This window comes from Streptomyces sp. RKND-216 (assembly GCF_004795255.1).
Lineage (GTDB): Bacteria > Actinomycetota > Actinomycetes > Streptomycetales > Streptomycetaceae > Streptomyces > Streptomyces hazeniae.
Genome location: NZ_SSBQ01000002.1, coordinates 4,041,088 through 4,059,030, shown reverse-complemented (window position 1 = coordinate 4,059,030; position 17,943 = coordinate 4,041,088). Strand labels below are relative to the sequence as shown.

Annotated in this window: 9 protein-coding genes; 5 read left to right on the top strand and 4 right to left on the bottom strand. The window is 73.9% G+C overall.

The annotated features are described in order from the left end of the window. Positions 1-103 precede the first annotated feature (103 nt). The 4 genes from E4198_RS18075 (at position 104) to E4198_RS18060 (ending at position 4,290) form a co-directional block, all read left to right on the top strand. Positions 104-1,285 (top strand): macrolide family glycosyltransferase, encoded by a 1,182-nt coding sequence (locus E4198_RS18075; protein WP_136184082.1) that lies wholly within the window; start codon positions 104-106, stop codon positions 1,283-1,285. A gap of 200 nt (positions 1,286-1,485) precedes the next feature. Further along, a complete protein-coding gene (locus E4198_RS18070; RefSeq protein WP_136184081.1) occupies positions 1,486-2,460 on the top strand; it encodes a UDP-glucuronic acid decarboxylase family protein in 975 nt (324 codons plus the stop codon). Then, a complete protein-coding gene (locus E4198_RS18065; protein WP_136184080.1) occupies positions 2,457-3,185 on the top strand; it encodes an SDR family oxidoreductase in 729 nt (242 codons plus the stop codon). The genes E4198_RS18070 and E4198_RS18065 overlap by 4 nt, the downstream gene beginning before the upstream one ends. After that, on the top strand, positions 3,178-4,290 hold the full coding sequence (locus E4198_RS18060; RefSeq protein WP_136184079.1) for an FAD-dependent oxidoreductase: 1,113 nt from the start codon (positions 3,178-3,180) through the stop codon (positions 4,288-4,290). Before E4198_RS18065 ends, E4198_RS18060 begins: the two co-directional genes overlap by 8 nt. Before the next feature lie 43 nt (positions 4,291-4,333). On the opposite strand, the gene E4198_RS18055 is transcribed toward E4198_RS18060, so the two are convergent. Continuing rightward, complete coding sequence (locus tag E4198_RS18055; protein WP_136184078.1) at positions 4,334-5,506, bottom strand: alpha/beta hydrolase; 1,173 nt, start codon at positions 5,504-5,506, stop codon at positions 4,334-4,336. Between the two features lie 147 nt (positions 5,507-5,653). Here E4198_RS18055 and E4198_RS18050 point away from each other — a divergent pair, with 147 nt between their 5' ends. Beyond that, on the top strand, positions 5,654-6,619 hold the full coding sequence (locus tag E4198_RS18050; RefSeq protein ID WP_136184077.1) for an ACP S-malonyltransferase: 966 nt from the start codon (positions 5,654-5,656) through the stop codon (positions 6,617-6,619). 92 nt (positions 6,620-6,711) lie between these two features. On the opposite strand, the gene E4198_RS18045 is transcribed toward E4198_RS18050, so the two are convergent. From E4198_RS18045 to E4198_RS18035, 3 genes are all read right to left on the bottom strand, one after another. Next, positions 6,712-14,820 (bottom strand): type I polyketide synthase, encoded by an 8,109-nt coding sequence (locus E4198_RS18045; RefSeq protein ID WP_136184076.1) that lies wholly within the window; start codon positions 14,818-14,820, stop codon positions 6,712-6,714. Between the two features lie 140 nt (positions 14,821-14,960). Next, the gene (locus E4198_RS18040) at positions 14,961-16,046 is read right to left on the bottom strand and encodes an arylcarboxylate reductase (RefSeq protein ID WP_136184075.1); all 1,086 of its coding nucleotides are present in this window, start codon (positions 16,044-16,046) and stop codon (positions 14,961-14,963) included. A 190-nt stretch (positions 16,047-16,236) separates the two neighbouring features. Beyond that, positions 16,237-17,796, bottom strand: coding sequence for a beta-N-acetylhexosaminidase (locus tag E4198_RS18035; RefSeq protein WP_136184074.1), 1,560 nt, complete (start codon positions 17,794-17,796; stop codon positions 16,237-16,239). Positions 17,797-17,943 lie beyond the last annotated feature (147 nt).

Sequence of the window (17,943 nt, the reverse complement as noted above, 5' to 3'; positions counted from 1 at the left end):
CCCGCGCGGCCGACATGCTGACCCGTGCCCGCACCCGCGGCGGACCGCACGGCCGCGTTCGCGCCCCGCCCACACCGACCCACGTTGAACGGGTGATCTCCCCTTGACTCGCCGAAACGCCCACGTCGCCGTGATCGGCAACCCGGACCCCGGCCACATCATGCCCATGCTGGAGGTCATCCACGAGCTGGTGTCCCGCGGCCACCGGGTGACCGTCGCCAACGAGCCCGCCGTCGCCCACCTGGCGACGGTCACCGGCGGCGAGTTCGTGCCGGTGCTCCGCGAACTGCCGGAGGCGGGCGGCGAGTGGGCCGAGGACGCGCTCTCCGCGATCAACGTGTTCCTCGACGGCAACATGCGGGCCCTGCCGCAGCTGAAGGCCGCGTACGACGACGACCCCGCCGACGTCTACCTCTACGACACCGGCTCCTACGTGGGCCGCCTGCTGGCCGAGTCGCAGGGCCGTCCGTGCGCCCACCTCTCGCCGACCATCGTCACCCCCCGGGGCGGCGAGGACGCGGCGCCGGAGCCCGCGCCGAGCACGGACGCGGTGCGGGAGGCCGAGTACCAGGAGCGGTTCGCCAAGTGGCTGGCCGAGAACGGCGCCGTCACCACGGACGTGGGCGAGTTCACCGGCAGGGCGCCGCGGCTGGTGAGCCTGTGCGCGAAGGTGCTCCAGCCGAGGGCCGACGACTTCGACCCGGACCGGGCGGCGTTCGTCGGTCCGTGTCTCGGCGGACGCGAGGCCCAGGGCAGCTGGACGCGGCCGGACGGCGCGGAGAAGGTGCTGCTGATCTCCTTCGGGTCCTCCTTCACCGACCAGCCGGAGTTCTACCGCCAGTGCCTCGCGGCGTTCGGCGACCTGCCGGGCTGGCACGTGGTGCTCGTGATCGGGCTGAAGGTCGACCAGGCGGACCTCGGGCCCATCCCCGCGAACGTCGAGGTGCACCCCTGGGTGCCGCAGCTGGCGGTGCTGGAGCAGGCCGACGCGTTCGTCACCCACGCGGGGACCGGCGGCTGCGCGGAGGCCCTGTACCACGGGGTGCCCATGGTCGCCGTGCCGCAGGGGGCCGACCACTTCAGCAACACCGAGCAGCTGGTCGGACTGGGCGTGGCCCGCCACGTCCCGGCCGCGGACGCCACCGCCGAAGCGCTGCGGGACGCGGTGACCGCGATCGTCGCCGACCCGGAGGTGCCGGCCCGGCTGGCGCGGCTGCGCGAGGAGGTCCGGTCCGCGGGCGGTGCCGCGCAGGCCGCCGACCTCATCGAGGACATGCTCGGCTGAGCCGCCGCTCCACCTGGGGCACGGGCGGGGGAACGCCCGTGCGCGGGCCGGGTTTCCCCATGCCCGCCGCCCGCTTCGCCTCTATGACATTCACTAGCCGATCCACTTCTATGATCCTGGCTCCAGTCTCCTCTGGGATGCCCCCGTTCCCCCTGGGTGCATGCTCCGGAATTCGCAAGTGAGCCCGCAGGGAGTCGACGATGAGTCATGCCATTCCACCCGAGAAGGAGACGGGGCGGACGGCGCAGCACACCGTCGTCACGGGCGGCGCGGGATTCGTCGGCTCCCATCTGTGCCGGACCCTGATCGAATCGGGGGAATCCGTCACCTGCGTCGACAATCTGAGCACCGGGCGGCTGAAGAACATCGCCGACCTGAGGGAGAATTCCCGCTTCACCTTTCTCGAGGCGGACATCGTCGAGCCGTTCCAGGTCGCGGGCGACGTCGACTGCGTCCTGCACCTCGCGTGCCCGGCCTCGCCGGTCGACTACTTCGGCATGCCGGTGGCGACGCTCCGCGCCGGCGGACACGGCACCTTCCACACGCTGGAGCTGGCGCGTGAGAAGCAGGCCCGGTTCGTGATCACCTCAACCTCCGAGGTCTACGGCAATCCCCTGGAGCACCCGCAGCGCGAGGAGTACTGGGGGAACGTCAACCCGGTCGGGCCGCGCGCCTGCTACGACGAGTCGAAGCGCTTCTCCGAGGCGATGACCATGGCGTTCCGGCAGGAGTACCAGGTGGACGCCGCGATCGCGCGGCTGTTCAACTCCTACGGGCCGGACATGCGCGGCGACGACGGGCGCGTGGTGCCCACCTTCATCAAGCAGGCACTCGCCGGCGAGCCGCTGCCGGTCATGGGGGACGGCTCCCAGACCCGGTCGCTGTGCTACGTCGAGGACACCGTGCAGGGCATCCTCGCCCTCGCCCGCAGCGGCGAGACCGGCCCGGTCAACATCGGCAACCCGCAGGAGATCACCGTGCGGGAACTGGCCGAGCACGTACTCGAACTGACCGGCAGCACATCCTCCGTCTCCTTCGTCGAGGCCCACCCGGACGACCCGCAGCGCCGCCGGCCGGACATCGCCAAGGCGCGCCGGGTGCTGGGCTGGGAGCCCCGCGTCCCGCTCGCCGACGGGCTGAAGAGGACCATCGCGTCGTTCGCCGAGGAAGCATGACCTCCCTCCCCCACGACCTGCCACACGACCCGCCCCGCAACACGCTCGTCGTCGGGGCGGGTTCCTCGATCGGCGCCGCCGTGGTCGACGCCTTCGCGCAGCGGGGCGACCACGTCCACGGAACCGGGCGCACGGGGGTGGTGCCGGGGCTGGCCCCGGACCGCACTCTTGCGCTGGACCTGCGCGATCCGGCGTCGCTGGACGCCGCCGCCGCTGCCTGCGCCGAACGCGTCGCGCGGCTGGACGTCGTGGTGTTCCTCGCCGGCATCCTTCCCGGCGACTCGCTGGACGCCTACTCCGACGAGCAGATCGCCGACGTGCTGACGGTGAACGTCGGCGCGCAGGCCGCGCTGCTGCGCCGCCTGCTGCCGCTGATGGGCGACGGCGGCCAGGTCGTCATGACGGCCTCCGTCTCGGGCGAGCGGGGAAGCTTCGACCCGGTCTACGCCGCCTCCAAGGCGGCCGTGATCGGCCTGGTCAAGTCGCTGGCCACCTGGCTGGCGCCGCGGATCCGGGTGAACGCCGTCTCTCCCGCGCTGATCGAGGACAGCACCATGTACCGGGACATGGCGCCGGAGCGCCGCTCGGTGCACCGCGAGCGCACGCCGACCGGCCGGCTGGTGACCGCTCAGGAGGTCGCCGGAGTGATCGCGGGCCTCTGCGACCCGGCCTGGGCCGGCCTGAACGGACAGATCATCGGGGTCAACGGAGGCGCTCATGTCTGAAGCGGGTGGTGTGGCCGTCGTCGGCTGCGGCGTGTTCGGCGCCGTCGCGGCGCTCCGGCTGGCCGAGGAGGGCTACCGGGTCACGGTCTTCGAGCGGAACCGTCGGCCGCTCGCCCAGGCGTCGTTCAACAACCAGAACCGCCTGCACCTGGGCTTCCACTACCCGCGCGACCGGACCACGGCGGAGCAGTGCATCCGCGGCTACGAGAGGTTCCGCAAGGAGTTCTCCGAGTGCGTCGTGACGGACTTCCCCAACGGCTACTTCGTCGCCGAGGAGGACTCGGCGGTGACGCCGCAGGAGTACCTGGACTTCTGTGACGGGGTGGGCCTGACCTACGAACTGGTCGAACCGGCGCGCTACAGCCCGCCGGTGACCGGCGTCTCGCTGGGGATGCTCACCGAGGAGGCCGTCATCGACTGCGCGCACCTCCGCGACATGCTCGTCCGGCGGCTCGACGCGTCGCCGGCGACCGTGCGCCTCGGCACGGACGTGGAGGCCGTCGAGGCCCGCGGGGAGCAGTTCGCCGTGCGTACCGCCGACGGCGTCGCCGGCGTGTTCGACGCGGTGGTCAACTGCACCTTCTCCGACACCAACCGGCTCACCCGGCAGCTCGGCCTGCCGGCGCCGGACCGGCAGTACGAGTACACGGCGGTGTTCGTCGTCGACTGGGACCACCCGCCGGTGGGCGTCACCGTCATGGACGGGAAGTTCACCACGCTGCTGCCGTTCGGCCGCTCCGGGAAGTTCCTGCTCTACCACGTCGAGCACAGCGTGCTGGAACGCGTCACCGCCGAGGTCGCCCCAGCCGCGTGGCGCGACCCGGACTTCGGCACGCTCGACCGCGCCGGTCTGGAGGCCAGGTTCGGCCGGGTGCTGGAGGGAGCGACACGCTTCGTCCCGTCCCTGCGCACGGCCCGGCTGCACGACGTGCTGCACGGCCCCCGAGTGGTGCTGGCGCGTCGTGACGACACCGACGCCCGGCCGTCGATGGTCGAGTCCCCCGGCCCCGGCTACGTCACGGTCTTCTCGGGAAAGCTCGACCACTCGGTCTGGGCGGGCGACGAAGTCGTCCGGATGGTACGCGCCCACACGGCGGCCCGGTAGTCGGGGGCATCCCGCGTCTCCGGGCCCGCGGCGCGCCCGGCGTTCAGTCGGTGCGGGTGGCGGACGTCGCCCGCACCCACGCCGCGAACGCCTCGACACCGTCGACGACGGCCTCGGAGCGGATCGAGTGGAACAGGTCGTACGCGTGGTGCGCCCCCGGCAGCTCCGCGTACACCACCGGGCTGCGGGAGACCTCCCGCAGCCGCCGCACGAACTGCCGCGCCCCGTCCACGTGCACCAGCGGGTCCTTGTCGCCGTGCGTGACGAAGAACGGCGGCGCGTCCTCCCGCAGCACGCCGTGCGGCGACGACGGCACCCGCTCCCCGGCGTTCACGTTCCCGTACCACCCGTACAGCGAGACCACCGCGGTGACGGAGGTGTCCGCCGACTCGAAGCCGGGCTGGTACGCCGGGTCGTTCGGGGTGAGGCCGGCGCACGCCGCCAGGTGGCCGCCCGCCGAGCTTCCCCCGACGAACACGGTCGACGGGTCGGCGCCGAACTCCGCCCCGTGCCGCCGCACCCATGCGAGGACCTTCTTGACGTCGACCAGGTGGTCGGGCCAGACCGCCGGGGGGCTCAGCCGGTAGTTGGCGCTGACGCACACCCAGCCCTGCCGGGCGAGCCGGTGCAGCAGCGGCAGCGCCTCGCGGTTCTTCCTTCCGCTGACAAAACGGCCGCCGTGCAGGTAGACGAAGACGGGGGCGTCCGACGTTACGCCCCGCCTGCGGTAGAGGTCGAGCGTGTTCTGGCGGCCCGCCGGCCCGTACGCGACGTCCGCGATCCGCTGCACGCGCCACCCGCGTCCCAGGAACGGGAAGGGCCACAGCGCGATCCGCGCCCACGGCGTCCGGCGCCGCAGCGCTGCCGCCCCGGGCGGCAGCGACCGGCGCCACTCCTCCCCCAGGCCGTCGGCCAGCGCCTCCCGCACGGCCCCCGGGGCGGGCAGCGCCCGCACCGCGACCACCACGAATCCCAGAGCGGCCAGCATGGCGACCCCGAAGGCGACCCACTCGGCGGGGGTGTCCAGGTCGCCGCGCACCGCCCTGGGCAGCGCGGACGCGGCGATCAGCCAGCAGGCGACGAAGGGGAGTTCGTTGAAGACGAGGCCGAAGTAGTAGCCGACCCCGCTGAGCGGCAGGGGCCTGCGGATCGGGACGAGGGCGAACAAGGCGAAGCATCCGTCGATCACAGCCGACACCAGGTAACCGTGGCCCATGCCCGGCACTGTAGCCAGCGGCTCCGGAGCCGGGCACGACGCCCCGGGGGCGCCGTCCAGGCCCTAGGAGACTCACTCGAATCACGCGCCTAGCATCAGGAACTCCGCGCCCCCGCTTTCCTGCTCCGACCTTCTTCGAGGTGACCCGTGGCTCTCGCGTCCATCTTCGGTACGAACCTGTTCCAGTACCAGCCGGACGGGGTCATCGAGTTCTACGACGCCCACGAGGAGGTGCGCGAGTCCTTCCGGCAGGCGTCGGAGTGGACCGGCATCGACGTGGAGCCGCTGCTGAAGCAGAACGGCGAGTACGCCGACGACGGGGAGCGCATCCAGGTCGTCTCCGTCGGCCTGGCCGCAGCGCAGCTCGGCATCCAGGACGTGCTGATGAAGAAGGGCCTGCGCCCGGAGATGACCGGCGGTCTCAGCCTGGGCGGCCTGGTCGGCAGCTGCGTCGCCGGCGCGATCGAGCGGCGCGACCTGATGGAGCTGCTGACCCGGGGCGAGCACAGGCCGCAGGACGAGGAGACGGGCGGCGGCCGTCCCGAGGGCATCGCCGCCGCGTACCTGGCCCTGGACCACGACCCGGACCACTACTACGGCGAGCAGCGCGAGGGTGTCTGGAAGGCCGCGGACTTCGGGTGCGACGCCGGCGGGAAGATCCGCATCGTGCTGCTCGCCGGCTACCGCGACGCGCTGGAGAAGCTGGCCGCGGGCGAGCCGGAGGGGGTCGTCAACGTCACCGAGGGCGCCGACCTCGCGGTGCACAGCCCGCTGCGGGCGGCCGCTCGCGAGGCGAGCCGGGCACGCATCGAGCGGGTCCCGTTCAAGGACCCCTCGCTGACGCTCTGCTCCTGCCTGGAGCAGAAGACCCTGACGCGGGCGGACGAGGTCTGTTCGATGTTCGTGGACAACGTCTCGGCGCCGATCAGTGTGGTGGACCTGACGCAGGGGATGAAGGACCACCGGGCGCAGCTCGGCCTGGTCATCGGCCCCTCGCCGGTGATGAACGCGCTGCAGTACCCGTTCCCGGTGGTGTTCGTGGACCGTCCGCAGGCGGTGTCGCAGGCCGTCGCCGCGGTCTTCGAGCACGGCGTCCGCCTCCGCCGCGGCTGAGGCCCGCAGGGCGAAGGGCGCCCGGCGACCGGTGCGGTCGCCGGGCGCCCTTCGCGTGTGCGGTCCGGCGGAGAGACGGGTCGGCGGACGGTTCAGGCGCAGAGCCGGGACAGCCAGCCGCGTACAGCGTCGGCGGTGGTGTCGGCGTGCGCCTCCATCAGCGTGAAGTGGTCGCCGGGCACGTCGAGCACGGTGCCGGCGGCCGACCAGCTCGTGCGCCACCCGTCGTCCCCGGCGTCGGGGAGCAGCGACTCGGAGGCCCGCAGCAGGAGCTGCGGTACGTCGAGCGGCGGCTGCGTCCAGTCCGAGAACAGGTCGAAGTAGCGGCCCATGGCGGTGAGCCGGGCGAAGTCCATGCGGGCGACGCCGTCCTCCTGGCGCTGGTACATGCCGTCGACCAGGGCGTCCAGGAAGTGGTTCAGCGGCGAGTCGACCGGGGTCGGCGGATAGGTGTCGAGCAGGACGACCGCCTCGGGGGCCTTGCCCTCTCCGGCGAGGCGGGCGGCGACGGTGTGGGCGAGGACGCCGCCGGAGGAGGAGCCCACGAGGACGAACGGGCCGTCCTCGGCGGCCCGCAGCGCCGTTTCGGCGAGCAGGCCGACGACGGCGTCGGCGGACTTCGGCAGCGGGTCGTCGGCGTCGAAGCCGGGGTTGGCCAGGGCGCGCACGGCGCGTTCGCCGCGGAACCGCGCGGCGAGACGGGCGTACTCGTGCACGCCGCCCAGCGCCACGTACGAGCTGAGACAGATCAGGGTCGGCCGTGCGGTGTCGCCGCCGGGGGCGAGACGGGTCGCCTGGAACGCGCGCCCGAAGTCCCCGGGCGTGCTGTACGCGGGGCGCAGTCCGGCGGCGCTGTGCAGGAAGGCGAATCCGGCCTGGGAGCGGCCGTCGAGGCAGGCCCGGCGGAACAGTGCGCTCAGGGTGTGTTCGGCGCCGTCGCCCAGCAGGGCGAAGAGCGAGTCGGCGGGGACGGGCGCGTCCGGCGACTGGGGTTCTCTTGTGGGCGCGGCGCCGGCGGACGGCGGGCCCGCGGGTGCGGGCGGTTCGGTGGGCGCGGAGGTGCCGGCGGGCGCGGCCTGCCCCGCGGCGAGGCGTTCGCCCAGGTGGGAGGCGAGCGCGGCCGGGGTGGAGTGGTCGAAGACCAGGGTGGTCGACAGCCGCAGGCCGGTGGCGGCGCCCAGCCGGTTGCGCAGCTCGACGGCGGTCAGCGAGTCGAACCCCGACTCGCCGAGACTCTGCTCGGCGGTGACGTCCTCCGGGCCGGCGAAGCCGAGCACGGCGGCGACCTCGGCGCGCACCAGCTCGCGCAGCGCGGCCTCCCGTTCGGCCGGGGGAAGCGCGGCGAGGCGCTGCCGCACGTCGGGTGCCGGGGCGGCGGCCGCGGCGGTGCGGCGGGCCGGACGGACCAGGCCGCGCAGCAGGGACGGCAGGGGCGTCGTGCCGGCGCGCAGCGCGGCCAGGTCCAGCCGTGCCGGGACGAGCAGCGCCTCCCCGCGTGCCCGGGCGGCGTCGTACAGCGCCAGGCCCTCGTGTGCGGAGAGCGGGCGCATGCCGTCGCGGGACATCCGTTTGCGGTCGGCGGCGGTGAGGTCCGCGGCCATGCCGGTGGCGCCGGAGTCGTCGCCCTGCGGTTCCCACAGGCCCCAGGCGAGCGAGGTGCCGGGCAGTCCCTGGGCGCGGCGGTGGTGCATCAGGGCGTCGAGGAACGCGTTGGCCGCGGCGTAGTTGGCCTGTCCGGGGCCGCCGAGGACGCCCGCGACGGAGGAGAAGACGGTGAATTCGGCCAGGTCGTGTTCCCGGGTGAGCCGGTGCAGGTGGAGCGCGGCCTCGGCCTTGGGCCGCAGCACCCGGTCCAGGCGCCGGGCGTCGAGGGCCTCCACGACGCCGTCGTCCAGGACGCCCGCGGTGTGCATGACGGCGGTGAGCGGGCGGTTCAGTCCGGCCAGCAGCGCGGCCAGCGCGTCCGGGTCGCCGGCGTCGCAGGAGGCCGTCCGCACCTCGGCGCCCAGCTCGGTCAGTTCGGCGGCCAGGGCCTCGGCGCCGGGGGCCTGTGCCCCTCTGCGGCTGGCCAGCAGCAGGTGCCGGGCGCCGCGTTCGGTCACCAGGTGGCGGGCGAAGGTGCGGCCGAGCGCGCCGGTGCCGCCGGTGAGGAGCACGACGCCCTCGGGGTCGAGCGGCCGCACCGCGCCGTCGGGCGCGGGAGCCGGGGTGCGGGCCAGGCGCGGCACCAGCACCGCGTCGCCGCGCAGCGCGAACTGATCCTCGCCGGACTCCACGGCTGCGGCCAGCGCGCGCCAGTCCGCAGCGCCCGTGCGGTCCGGTGAGGACGGGTCGAGGTCGGCGAGCACGATCCGGCCCGGGTGCTCGGTCTGGGCGGAGCGGGCCAGGCCCCAGACTGCCGCGTGCACCAGGTCGGTGACCGTGCCGGGCGTGCCGGGGGCGGCCGGAGCGGCGACGGCGCCGCGGGTGGCGATCACCAGCCGGGTGGACGCCAGCCGGTCGTCGGCGAGCCATTCCTGCAGCCGTCGCAGCACCAGCGCCATCGTGTGCCGTACGGCCTCGGCGGGCGGCAGGTCGGGGGCGTCCTCCGGCTTGGCGCAGGGCACCAGCACCAGGTCGGGGCTCGGCGCGCCGCCGCTCACGGCGGCGCTCAGCGCGGCGGCGTCCCGGTAGGACGGAACCAGGGCGCCGGCCGCGCCGGGGGCGGGACCGGTGCCGTTCAGCACGGCCCAGCGGCGGCCGGGGACCGTCGTGGGGGCCGGCACGGGTGCCCAGTCGACGCGGAAGAGCGCGTCCCGCACGGCCGCGCCGGGAGTGGCCCCGGCGCGGGCCACGGGCCTGGTGCGCAGCGCGGCGATCTCCACCACGGGCGCGCCGGTGTCGTCCGCGGCGTGCACGGCGAGTTCGCCGTCCGGTCCGGGACGCAGCAGCACCCGCAGCCGGGTGGCGCCGGAGGCGAAGAGGCGGACCTCGTGCCAGGAGAACGGCAGCCGCATCTCGCCCGCCTCGCGGGTGGCGGCGCCGCTGACGACGTCGGCGTGCAGCGCCGCGTCCAGCAGTGCGGGGTGGATGCCGAACCCGTCGGTGTCGCCGGGGATCTCGACCTCGGCGAGCAGGGCGTCGTCGCTGCGCCACAGGGCCCGCAGCCCCTGGAAGGCGGTCCCGTAGCCGTGGCCGCCCTCGGCCAGCCGGTCGTAGACGCCGTCCAGCGGCACGGCTTCGGCACCGGCAGGCGGCCAGGCGCTCAGCTCGGGCCTCGGCGCGGCGCCGCCGGCCGCCGGGGCGGCGGCGAGGTGGCCGCCCGCGTGGCGGGTCCAGACGGTGTCGACCTCGGGGGCGCCGTCGTCGGTGGCGGCGTGCACGTCCACCGGCCGGCGGCCGGAGGCGTCCGGTTCGCCGACGCGCACCTGGAGGCGGACGTCGCCGTGTTCGGGGAGCGGCAGCGGTGCTTCGACGACGAGTTCGTCCAGCACGGTGCAGCCGACCTCGTCTCCGGCCCGGATCGCGAGCTCGACGAAGCCGGTGCCGGGGAAGAGGGCGGTGCCGCCGATGACGTGGTCGGTGAGCCAGGGCTGCTCGCGGACGGAGAGCCTGCCGGTGAGCAGCACCTCGTCGGTCTCCGCGAGCCGTACGGTGGCGCCGAGCAGCGCGTGGGAGGCCGGCCGTTGGCCGAGCGCCACCGGGTCCTGGGCGGTGGACGCGGGCTGGAGCCAGTAGGTCTGCCGCTGGAACGGGTAGGTGGGCAGGTCGGTGGGACGGGCCCCGGTGCCGGCGAAGAGGGCGGACCAGTCGACGTCCGCACCGACGGTGTGCAGCCGGGCGAGCGCTTCGGCGGTGGCGTCGGCCTCGGGCAGCGTGCGGCGCTGCGCCGCGACGCAGGCGGTCTCCCCCGGGGCGGCGTACCCGGCGAGGCAGTCCTCGGCCATGGCGGTGAGCACGCCGTCGGGGCCGAGTTCGAGGAAGGTGCGCACGCCGGAGTCGTACAGGGCGTGGATGCCGTCGGCGAACCGGACCTCCTCGCGGACGTGCCGCACCCAGTAGTCGACGGTGCGGATCTCGTCGGGTTCGGCGAGCCGGCCGGTGAGGTTGGAGACCACGGGGATGCGCGGACGGTGGTAGGTGAGGCTATCGGCGACTTTGCTGAAGTCGGCCAGCATCGGTTCCATCAGCACCGAGTGGAAGGCGTGCGAGACCTGGAGGCGCTTGACCGGCCGGCCGGTCACCGCGATGTGTCCGGTGACGCGCAGCACGTCGTCCTCCAGCCCGGAGACGACCACGGACTCGGGGCCGTTGACGGCCGCGATGTCGACGCCGTCGGTGAGCAGCGGCCGCACCTCCTCCTCCGAGGCGCGCAGCGAGACCATGGTGCCGCCCTCGGGCAGCTCCTGCATCAGCCGTCCGCGTTCGGTGACCAGGACGGCGGCGTCCTCGAGGGAGAGCACCCCGGCGACGTGGGCGGCGGTCAGTTCCCCGACGGAGTGGCCGCACACGGCGTCCGGGCGGAGCCCCCAGGAGGCGTACAGCCGGAACAGGGCGGTCTCCACGGCGAACAGCGCGGGCTGGGTCCAGGCGGTGCGGTGCAGCAGTGCCGGCTGGTCCAGGATGACCTGACGCAGCGGACGGTCCAGCTCGCGGTCGAGCGCGGCGCACACCTCGTCGAACGCGTCGGCGAACACCGGGTAGTGCGCGTGGAGTTCGCTGCCCATCCCGGCGCGCTGCGCGCCCTGCCCGGTGAACAGCACGGCCAGACCGCCGTCCAGCGCGCGCCCGGTGCGGGCCCGGGCGAAGTCGCCCCCGACGACGGCCGCGCGGTGCTCCAGGTGGGCGCGGCCGGTGGCCAGGGTGCGGGCGATGTCGCCGCCCTCCCGCTCGTCGTGACCGGTGGTCGCGATGAGCAGCCGGTCCAGCTGGTCCTCCAGCGCGGCCTCGGTGCGGGCGGAGACCACCCACGGCAGCGGAGGCGTGCTCGCCGCCCGGTCGGGTGCGTCCGGCTGCCGGGCGGGGGCCTGTTCCAGCACCAGGTGGGCGTTGGTGCCGCTGACACCGAAGGAGGAGACACCGGCGCGGCGTGGGCGGCCCTCGTCGGGCCAGGGCAGCGCCTGGGCGAGCACCCGCACCGCTCCGGCCGACCAGTCGACGTGCGGGGTGGGCTCGTCGATGTGCAGGGTGCGGGGCAGCAGGCCGTGGCGCATCGCCATGACCATCTTGATGACGCCGCCGACGCCTGCGGCGGCCTGCGTGTGGCCGATGTTGGACTTCAGCGAGCCCAGCCACAGCGGTCGTTCGCCGTCGCGTCCCCGGCCGTACGTCGCGAGTACCGCCTGGGCCTCGATGGGGTCGCCGAGGGTGGTGCCGGTGCCGTGCGCCTCGACGGCGTCCACGTCGCCGGCGGCGAGCCCGGCGTCGGCCAGCGCCTGCCGGATGACGCGCTGCTGGGACGGGCCGTTGGGCGCGGTGAGTCCGTTGGAGGCGCCGTCCTGGTTGACCGCGCTGCCACGGATCACGGCCAGCACCGGGTGACCGAGGCGGCGGGCGTCGGAAAGGCGTTCCAGCAGCAGGAGCCCGGCGCCCTCGCCGAAGGCGGTGCCGTCCGCGGTGGAGGAGAAGGCCTTGCAGCGGCCGGCCGTGGACAGCGCCCGCTGCCGGCTGAACTCGACGAACGGCGAGGGCGTGGCCATCACGGTCACGCCGCCGGCCAGGGCCATGTCGCACTCGCCGGAGCGCAGGGACCGGGCGGCAAGGTGCAGCGCCACCAGCGAGGAGGAGCACGCGGTGTCGACGGTGATGGCCGGGCCCTCCAGCCCGAAGGTGTAGGCGACACGGCCGGAGGCGACGCTGCCGGCGCTGCCGTTGCCGAGGTAGCCCTCGACGCCGTCCGGCAGTCGCTGGTGCAGCCGCGTGCCGTAGTCGCCGAACATCACGCCGGCGAACACGCCGGTGCGGGTGCCCTTCAGCGACGTCGGGTCGATGCCGGCGCGTTCGAAAGCCTCCCAGGAGCACTCCAGCAGCAGCCGCTGCTGCGGGTCCATGGCCAGGGCCTCGCGGGGGCTGATGCCGAAGTGCGGGGCGTCGAAGTCGGCGGCGTCGTGGAGGAATCCGCCGGCGGGCGCGTACGACTTGCCGGCGCGGTCCGGGTCGGCGTCGAAGAGGTCGTCCAGGTCCCAGCCGCGGTCCGTGGGGAAGTCGCCCATGACGTCGGCCTCGTCGGCGACCACGCGCCACAGGTCCTCGGCGGAGGCGACGCCGCCGGGGTAGCGGCAGCCGACGGCGACGATCGCCACGGGATCGTCTCCGTCGGCGGGACGCGGGGCGGCGGGGGCCGGTTCGTCGCCGGGGACGTCGTCCCCGTACAGCAGGGTGGTCAGGTGGGCGGCGACCGCGGCGGGCGTGGGGTGGTCGAAGGCGAGTGTCGCGGGCAGCCGGGTGCCGACCGCCCCGGAGAGCCGGTCGCGCAGCCGTACGGCGGTCAGCGAGTCGAAGCCGAGGTCCTTGAAGGCGCTGCCGGTGCGGACGTCGTCCACGCCCAGCACCTCGGACGCCACCGCCCGCACCAGGTCGAGCAGGACACGCCCGCGTTCTTCGGGGGCCGCGTCGGCGAGGCGGCGGGCGTGCGCGTCGGCCGCCTCGCTGCTCACGGCACCGCCCTCGGGCCTGCCGTGCACCTTCCGGGCGGGCAGGCCGAGCAGGGCCTGCCGCTGGATCTTGCCGATGGCGGTGCGCGGGATCGCGTCGACCTCGTACACCTCGGCCGGGACCTTGAAGTACGACAGCCGGTCGCGGCAGTGGGCGACCAGCGCCTCGGGGTCGACGCCTCCGGGCCCGGTCACCACGAAGGCGACCGGCACCTCCCCGAGGAGTTCGTCGGGCGCGCCGACGACGGCGGCCTCGGCAACCCCGGGCACCTGGGCGACGACGTCCTCGACCTCGCGGGGGTGGATGTTCTCGCCGCCGCGGATGATGAGTTCCTTGATGCGGCCGGTGATGGAGAGGTAGCCGTTCTCGTCTGCGCGCGCCAGGTCGCCGGTGCGGTACCAGCCGTCGGTCAGCACCTCGGCGGTGGCCTCGGGTCTTCCGTGGTAGCCCAGCATGGTGGCGGGGCTGTCCACCCAGATCTCGCCCTCCTCGCCGTCCGGCACTCCGGTGCCGGTGCGCGGGTCGGTCAGGCGCACGGTCAGGCCGGGGACCGGCAGGCCGCAGGAGCCGGGCGTCCAGGGGCCGCCAGGGAGGTTGGTGGTGATGGGCCCGCCGGTCTCGGTACTGCCGTAGCTGTCCAGCAGCCGCATGCCGGTGGCGGCCTCGAATTCCTGGTGCAGCACGGTGGGGCAGGCGGAGCCGGCCACCATGCACAGCCGCAGGTCCGGGGCGTCCAGGGCGCCGTCGCGGGCGACGTCCAGCATCTGCTGGTACAGCGTCGGCACGCCGCAGAGGAAGGTGAGGCGTTCCTCGCGCAGCGCGGTGACGACGTCGTCGACGGCCAGGCCCTCCATGATGCGCGCGGTGGCACCGACGGCGACGACGCCGAGCACGCCCAGGTTGTGGGCGACCATGTGGGTCAGCGGCAGCGGCCACAGCACCCGGTCGTCCTCGCTCAGCCCGAGGACGGGGGCGTAGCAGGCGGCCGTACCCCACAGCGACTTGCGGTGGGTGGAGAGCACGCCCTTGGGTCTGCCGGTGGTGCCGGAGGTGTAGAGCATCCACGCCGGGTCGTCCAGGCCGGCGTCGTCGCGGGCGGGCTGCGGGGGCTCGGAGGCGGCCAGCGCGTCGAAGCCCACGAGTCCGTCGGGCAGCGGGCCGTCGCCGGTGACCAGGACCCGCAGTCCGGGGTGGTCGGGCAGCAGCCGCATCACCTGCTCCAGATGCGGCCGGTCGGTGACGAGCAGGGCGGCGCCGCTGTCGGTGAGCAGGTGGGTGAGTTCCTCGTCGGTGGCGTGCGGGTTGAGGGGCACGCCGACGGCGCTCGCCCGTGCGACGGCCAGGTAGCTCTCCACGGTCTCGACGCGGTTGCCGAGGCAGACGCCGGCCCGTGCGCCGCGGACCAGGCCGAGCGCGGCGAGGTGCCCGGCGAGCCGACGGGTGCGTTCTTCGAGTGCGGCGTAGTCGACCGCCCGGTGCTCGTCCCGGAAGGCGGTCTTCGTCCCGAGGCGGTCGGCGTGTTCGCGGAGCAACTCGTGCAGCGGCCTGATCAACTCGGTGCGCAACATTCCGCCATGCCTCTCGAAGGAGTGTCGAGGTGATACGGGAACGGCCGCCGGGCGGCACCGGCGGCCGGAACGTGCGGGGCCCGCGACGCGGAGCCGTCCCCGGGCGCGAGCCCGGGGGGCGGACGCGCGGCGGGCCGCCGTCAGTACAGGCCCTCGGGCTTGTCGGCGGACACCACGAGCGGCTGCACGTTGGCCACGCCGTCGCACGGCCAGTCGTCCCCGGTGTCGAAGCGGATCGCCTGGTCCCGCTCCAGGACGTTGGGCATGAACAGGTCCTCGTGCAGGACCATCAGCCGCACCCGGCCGATCTCGCCGTATTCGACGACGCGGGACTCGTCCGTGCGGTCGACGATCGTCATGGTGGTGTGCGGGAAGTTCGGCACGTACGGCAGCGTGGCCCCGCCGTCGGGCGAGGGCATGCCGTTGGCGTTGCCGAAGGTGTTGCCATAGGTCATGCCGATGACGCCGTGCGGCATGGCCTCGGCGAACTTCCGGTACGCGTCGGGGGTGAACTGGGTGCCGCCGAGGTAGACGCCGGACAGCTTCGCCATCAACTCCGGGCGCTGGTTGATCAGTGCCTGCACGGTCGCCGGCGTGGTGCGCAGGTAGTCGACCGGGCGGGTGTCCAGGATGTCGACGATCTGCTCGACGACGTGGTCGACGTACTCCTGCATCTCCGCGAGACGGCCACCGCGGATGAGCGTCTTGATCCAGCGCGGGTCGAGGTCGATGGAGTAGACCATCGAGCCGTACATGTCGGCCAGGTGGTCGGCCTCCTCACCGACCAGGTGCGGGCCGCTGGGGCAGGCGTCGATCCACACGCCGCCCGGCCGGAACCCGGCCATCAGACGGCCCTTGTGCCGCCACGCGGCCCAGTGCTGCGCCATCGCCTCGGTGTAGAAGGCGCGGCACGGCTTGCCCGTGGTGCCGCCCGACTCCCAGACCCGTCCGGCCAGCGGACGCGGCACGCTCTGCGGCACGAAGTCGGCGGGGTCGGAGTCGCGGAGGATCGCCAGGTCGAAGTGGTCGAAGGCGGACAGCTCGTCGTACCGCTCGATCTCCAGCGGGTCGAAGTCGAGTTCGGCCCGCTTCTTGAGCCAGTAGGCGGAACCGCCCTCGGGATCGAAGTGGCGCCTCAGAACGTGGCGCGTCCACGCGTCGAGGTCCTCGGCGAGCCAACCGTCGGTCAGCCCCTGCAGCGTTTCCGTACTCACCCTTACCGACATGCGCCGAGTATCGGAGCGAACGGAGTGGGGAGGTCCCTAAGACTTCATCCGGCTCACGTCTTTGAGCCGGTCCGGAGCCCCTGGTCGGCAGGCCGGCCGTCCGCCCCGCAGGGCCGCCGTCCGCCCCGCTTCCGATGGCATGGGGACACGCGACCGGAAGCGGGCGGACGGCGGGCGGCCGAGGGGCCCGTCAGCTGCCGAAGGGCCAGCGGACCTCGGGGGTCCGGTAGTAGTTGACGCCGGCCTGCCGCAACCGGGGGCCCTGCGCGGCGACCCGCTCGGCGAAGCCGTCCCAGTCCTTGGCGGCGGCGGGCGACCAGCCGGTCTCGGCCACGGCCAGCAGCCGCGGGAAGGCCAGCAGTTCGGCCTGGTTGATACCGAAGACGACCTCCGTCCACAGCGCCGCCTCCACGCCCATCACGGCCTTGGCGGGGAGCCCGTCGAGCAGGTCCTCCGGCTGCCACGCGTAGGATTTGCGCAGGTCCACGGTGCCCGCCCAGTCGGTGCCGACGGGGTACTCGGGCTTGCCGGGCGCGTAGCGCATGTCGAGGTAGGCGTGCTCGCAGGGCGCGACGATGACCTTCGCCCCGCCTTCGGCCGCGGCGATCACCTGCTCGTCGTTGCGGCCCTGCACCCAGAACTCGGTGACGGTGTCCGCGGGCTCCAGGTGGGCTGCGGACTCCTGCCAGCCGATCAGCTGCTTGCCGTACTTGCGGACGAGCTGAGCGATGCGCCCGAAGTAGTGGGCCAGGTCCTCGGGCGTGCGGTTGTCGGTCTCGTCGCCGCCGACGTGCAGGTAGGGGCCCGGCGTCATCGCCGCGACCTCGCGGATCACGTCGTCGAGGAGCGCGTAGGTCTCCTCCCCCTGGATCGCGAGGCCCTGCTGGCTCGGGCCGTAGCCCACGTGCAGCGGCGGCGCCGTGCCGTCCTCGCTCAGCTCGCCGTAGGAGGCCAGCGCCGCGTGGGCGTGGTTGGGGCCCTCGATCTCCGGGACGACCGTGATGCCGCGCGACCAGGCATGGGCAACCAGGTCCCGGTACTCGTCCTGGGTGTAGTGACCCTTGCTGATGCCGCCCGCGCCGCTGCCGCCGCCGGTCGCCGTCAGCTCCGGCCGCGAGGTGATCTCGATGCGCCAGCCCTGATCGTCGGTGAGGTGCAGGTGCAGGTGGTTGATCTTGTAGCGGGCGAGCGAGTCGATGTACCGCTTGACGTCGACCGGGGGCATGAAGTTGCGCGCCACGTCGAGCATCGCGCCGCGGTACACGTACCGGGGCCGGTCGATGACGCGTCCGCCGGGTATCCGCCACGGGCACCCCTCGACCCGCTCGGGGCTGTCGATCCGCACGGGCAGCAGCTGCCGCAGCGTGGCGACGCCGTTGAAGAGGCCCTCGCGTTCCCCGGCGCGGATCGTCACCCCGCGCGGGGTGACGTCCACCGTGTAGCTGCCCGGATCGGTCGCGGTGTCCGCCTCGTCGAGCAGCAGCGCGACGCCGCCCGGCGACTCCTCGCCGGCGGGCACCTCTCGCACCGGCAGCGGGAATCCGGTCGGGGTGCGGAGCAGCTCCGCCAGGAAGCCGGCGGCGTCCTGCGCGGCCCGGGAGCCGGCACTCGCGTGCACGGCGTCGCCGGCGGTGAGTTCGTACGCGGCCCCGGCGTCGGGCTGTACGCTCACGGGCTGCGGCACCACCGCGATCCGGGACGCGGCTCCACCGTCCGAAGGACCGCCCGCACCCTGCGTCGTCACACTCATCTGGGACCGGCTCTCCTTTGCGAAGGCGTCTGGGGGCTGTCGAAAACTCACCGGCCGTGGCCGTGCGATCAGCTTCGTCGGTGCTCTCTAGCGAGAGCCCTAGTGTTGACCGTGCTGTCCGAAACGTGCCTCTCCTCCGTCCCATAC

What these genes read in the sequence shown, in the direction of transcription:
- E4198_RS18070 (WP_136184081.1), top strand. Translation starts at nt 1,486, where the DNA reads ATGAGTCATGCCATTCCACCCGAGAAGGAGACGGGGCGGACGGCGCAG.
- E4198_RS18065 (WP_136184080.1), top strand. Translation starts at nt 2,457, where the DNA reads ATGACCTCCCTCCCCCACGACCTGCCACACGACCCGCCCCGCAACACG.
- E4198_RS18060 (WP_136184079.1), top strand. Translation starts at nt 3,178, where the DNA reads ATGTCTGAAGCGGGTGGTGTGGCCGTCGTCGGCTGCGGCGTGTTCGGC.
- E4198_RS18055 (WP_136184078.1), bottom strand. Translation starts at nt 5,506, where the DNA reads ATGGGCCACGGTTACCTGGTGTCGGCTGTGATCGACGGATGCTTCGCC.
- E4198_RS18045 (WP_136184076.1), bottom strand. Translation starts at nt 14,820, where the DNA reads ATGTTGCGCACCGAGTTGATCAGGCCGCTGCACGAGTTGCTCCGCGAA.
- E4198_RS18040 (WP_136184075.1), bottom strand. Translation starts at nt 16,046, where the DNA reads ATGTCGGTAAGGGTGAGTACGGAAACGCTGCAGGGGCTGACCGACGGT.
- E4198_RS18035 (WP_136184074.1), bottom strand. Translation starts at nt 17,796, where the DNA reads ATGAGTGTGACGACGCAGGGTGCGGGCGGTCCTTCGGACGGTGGAGCC.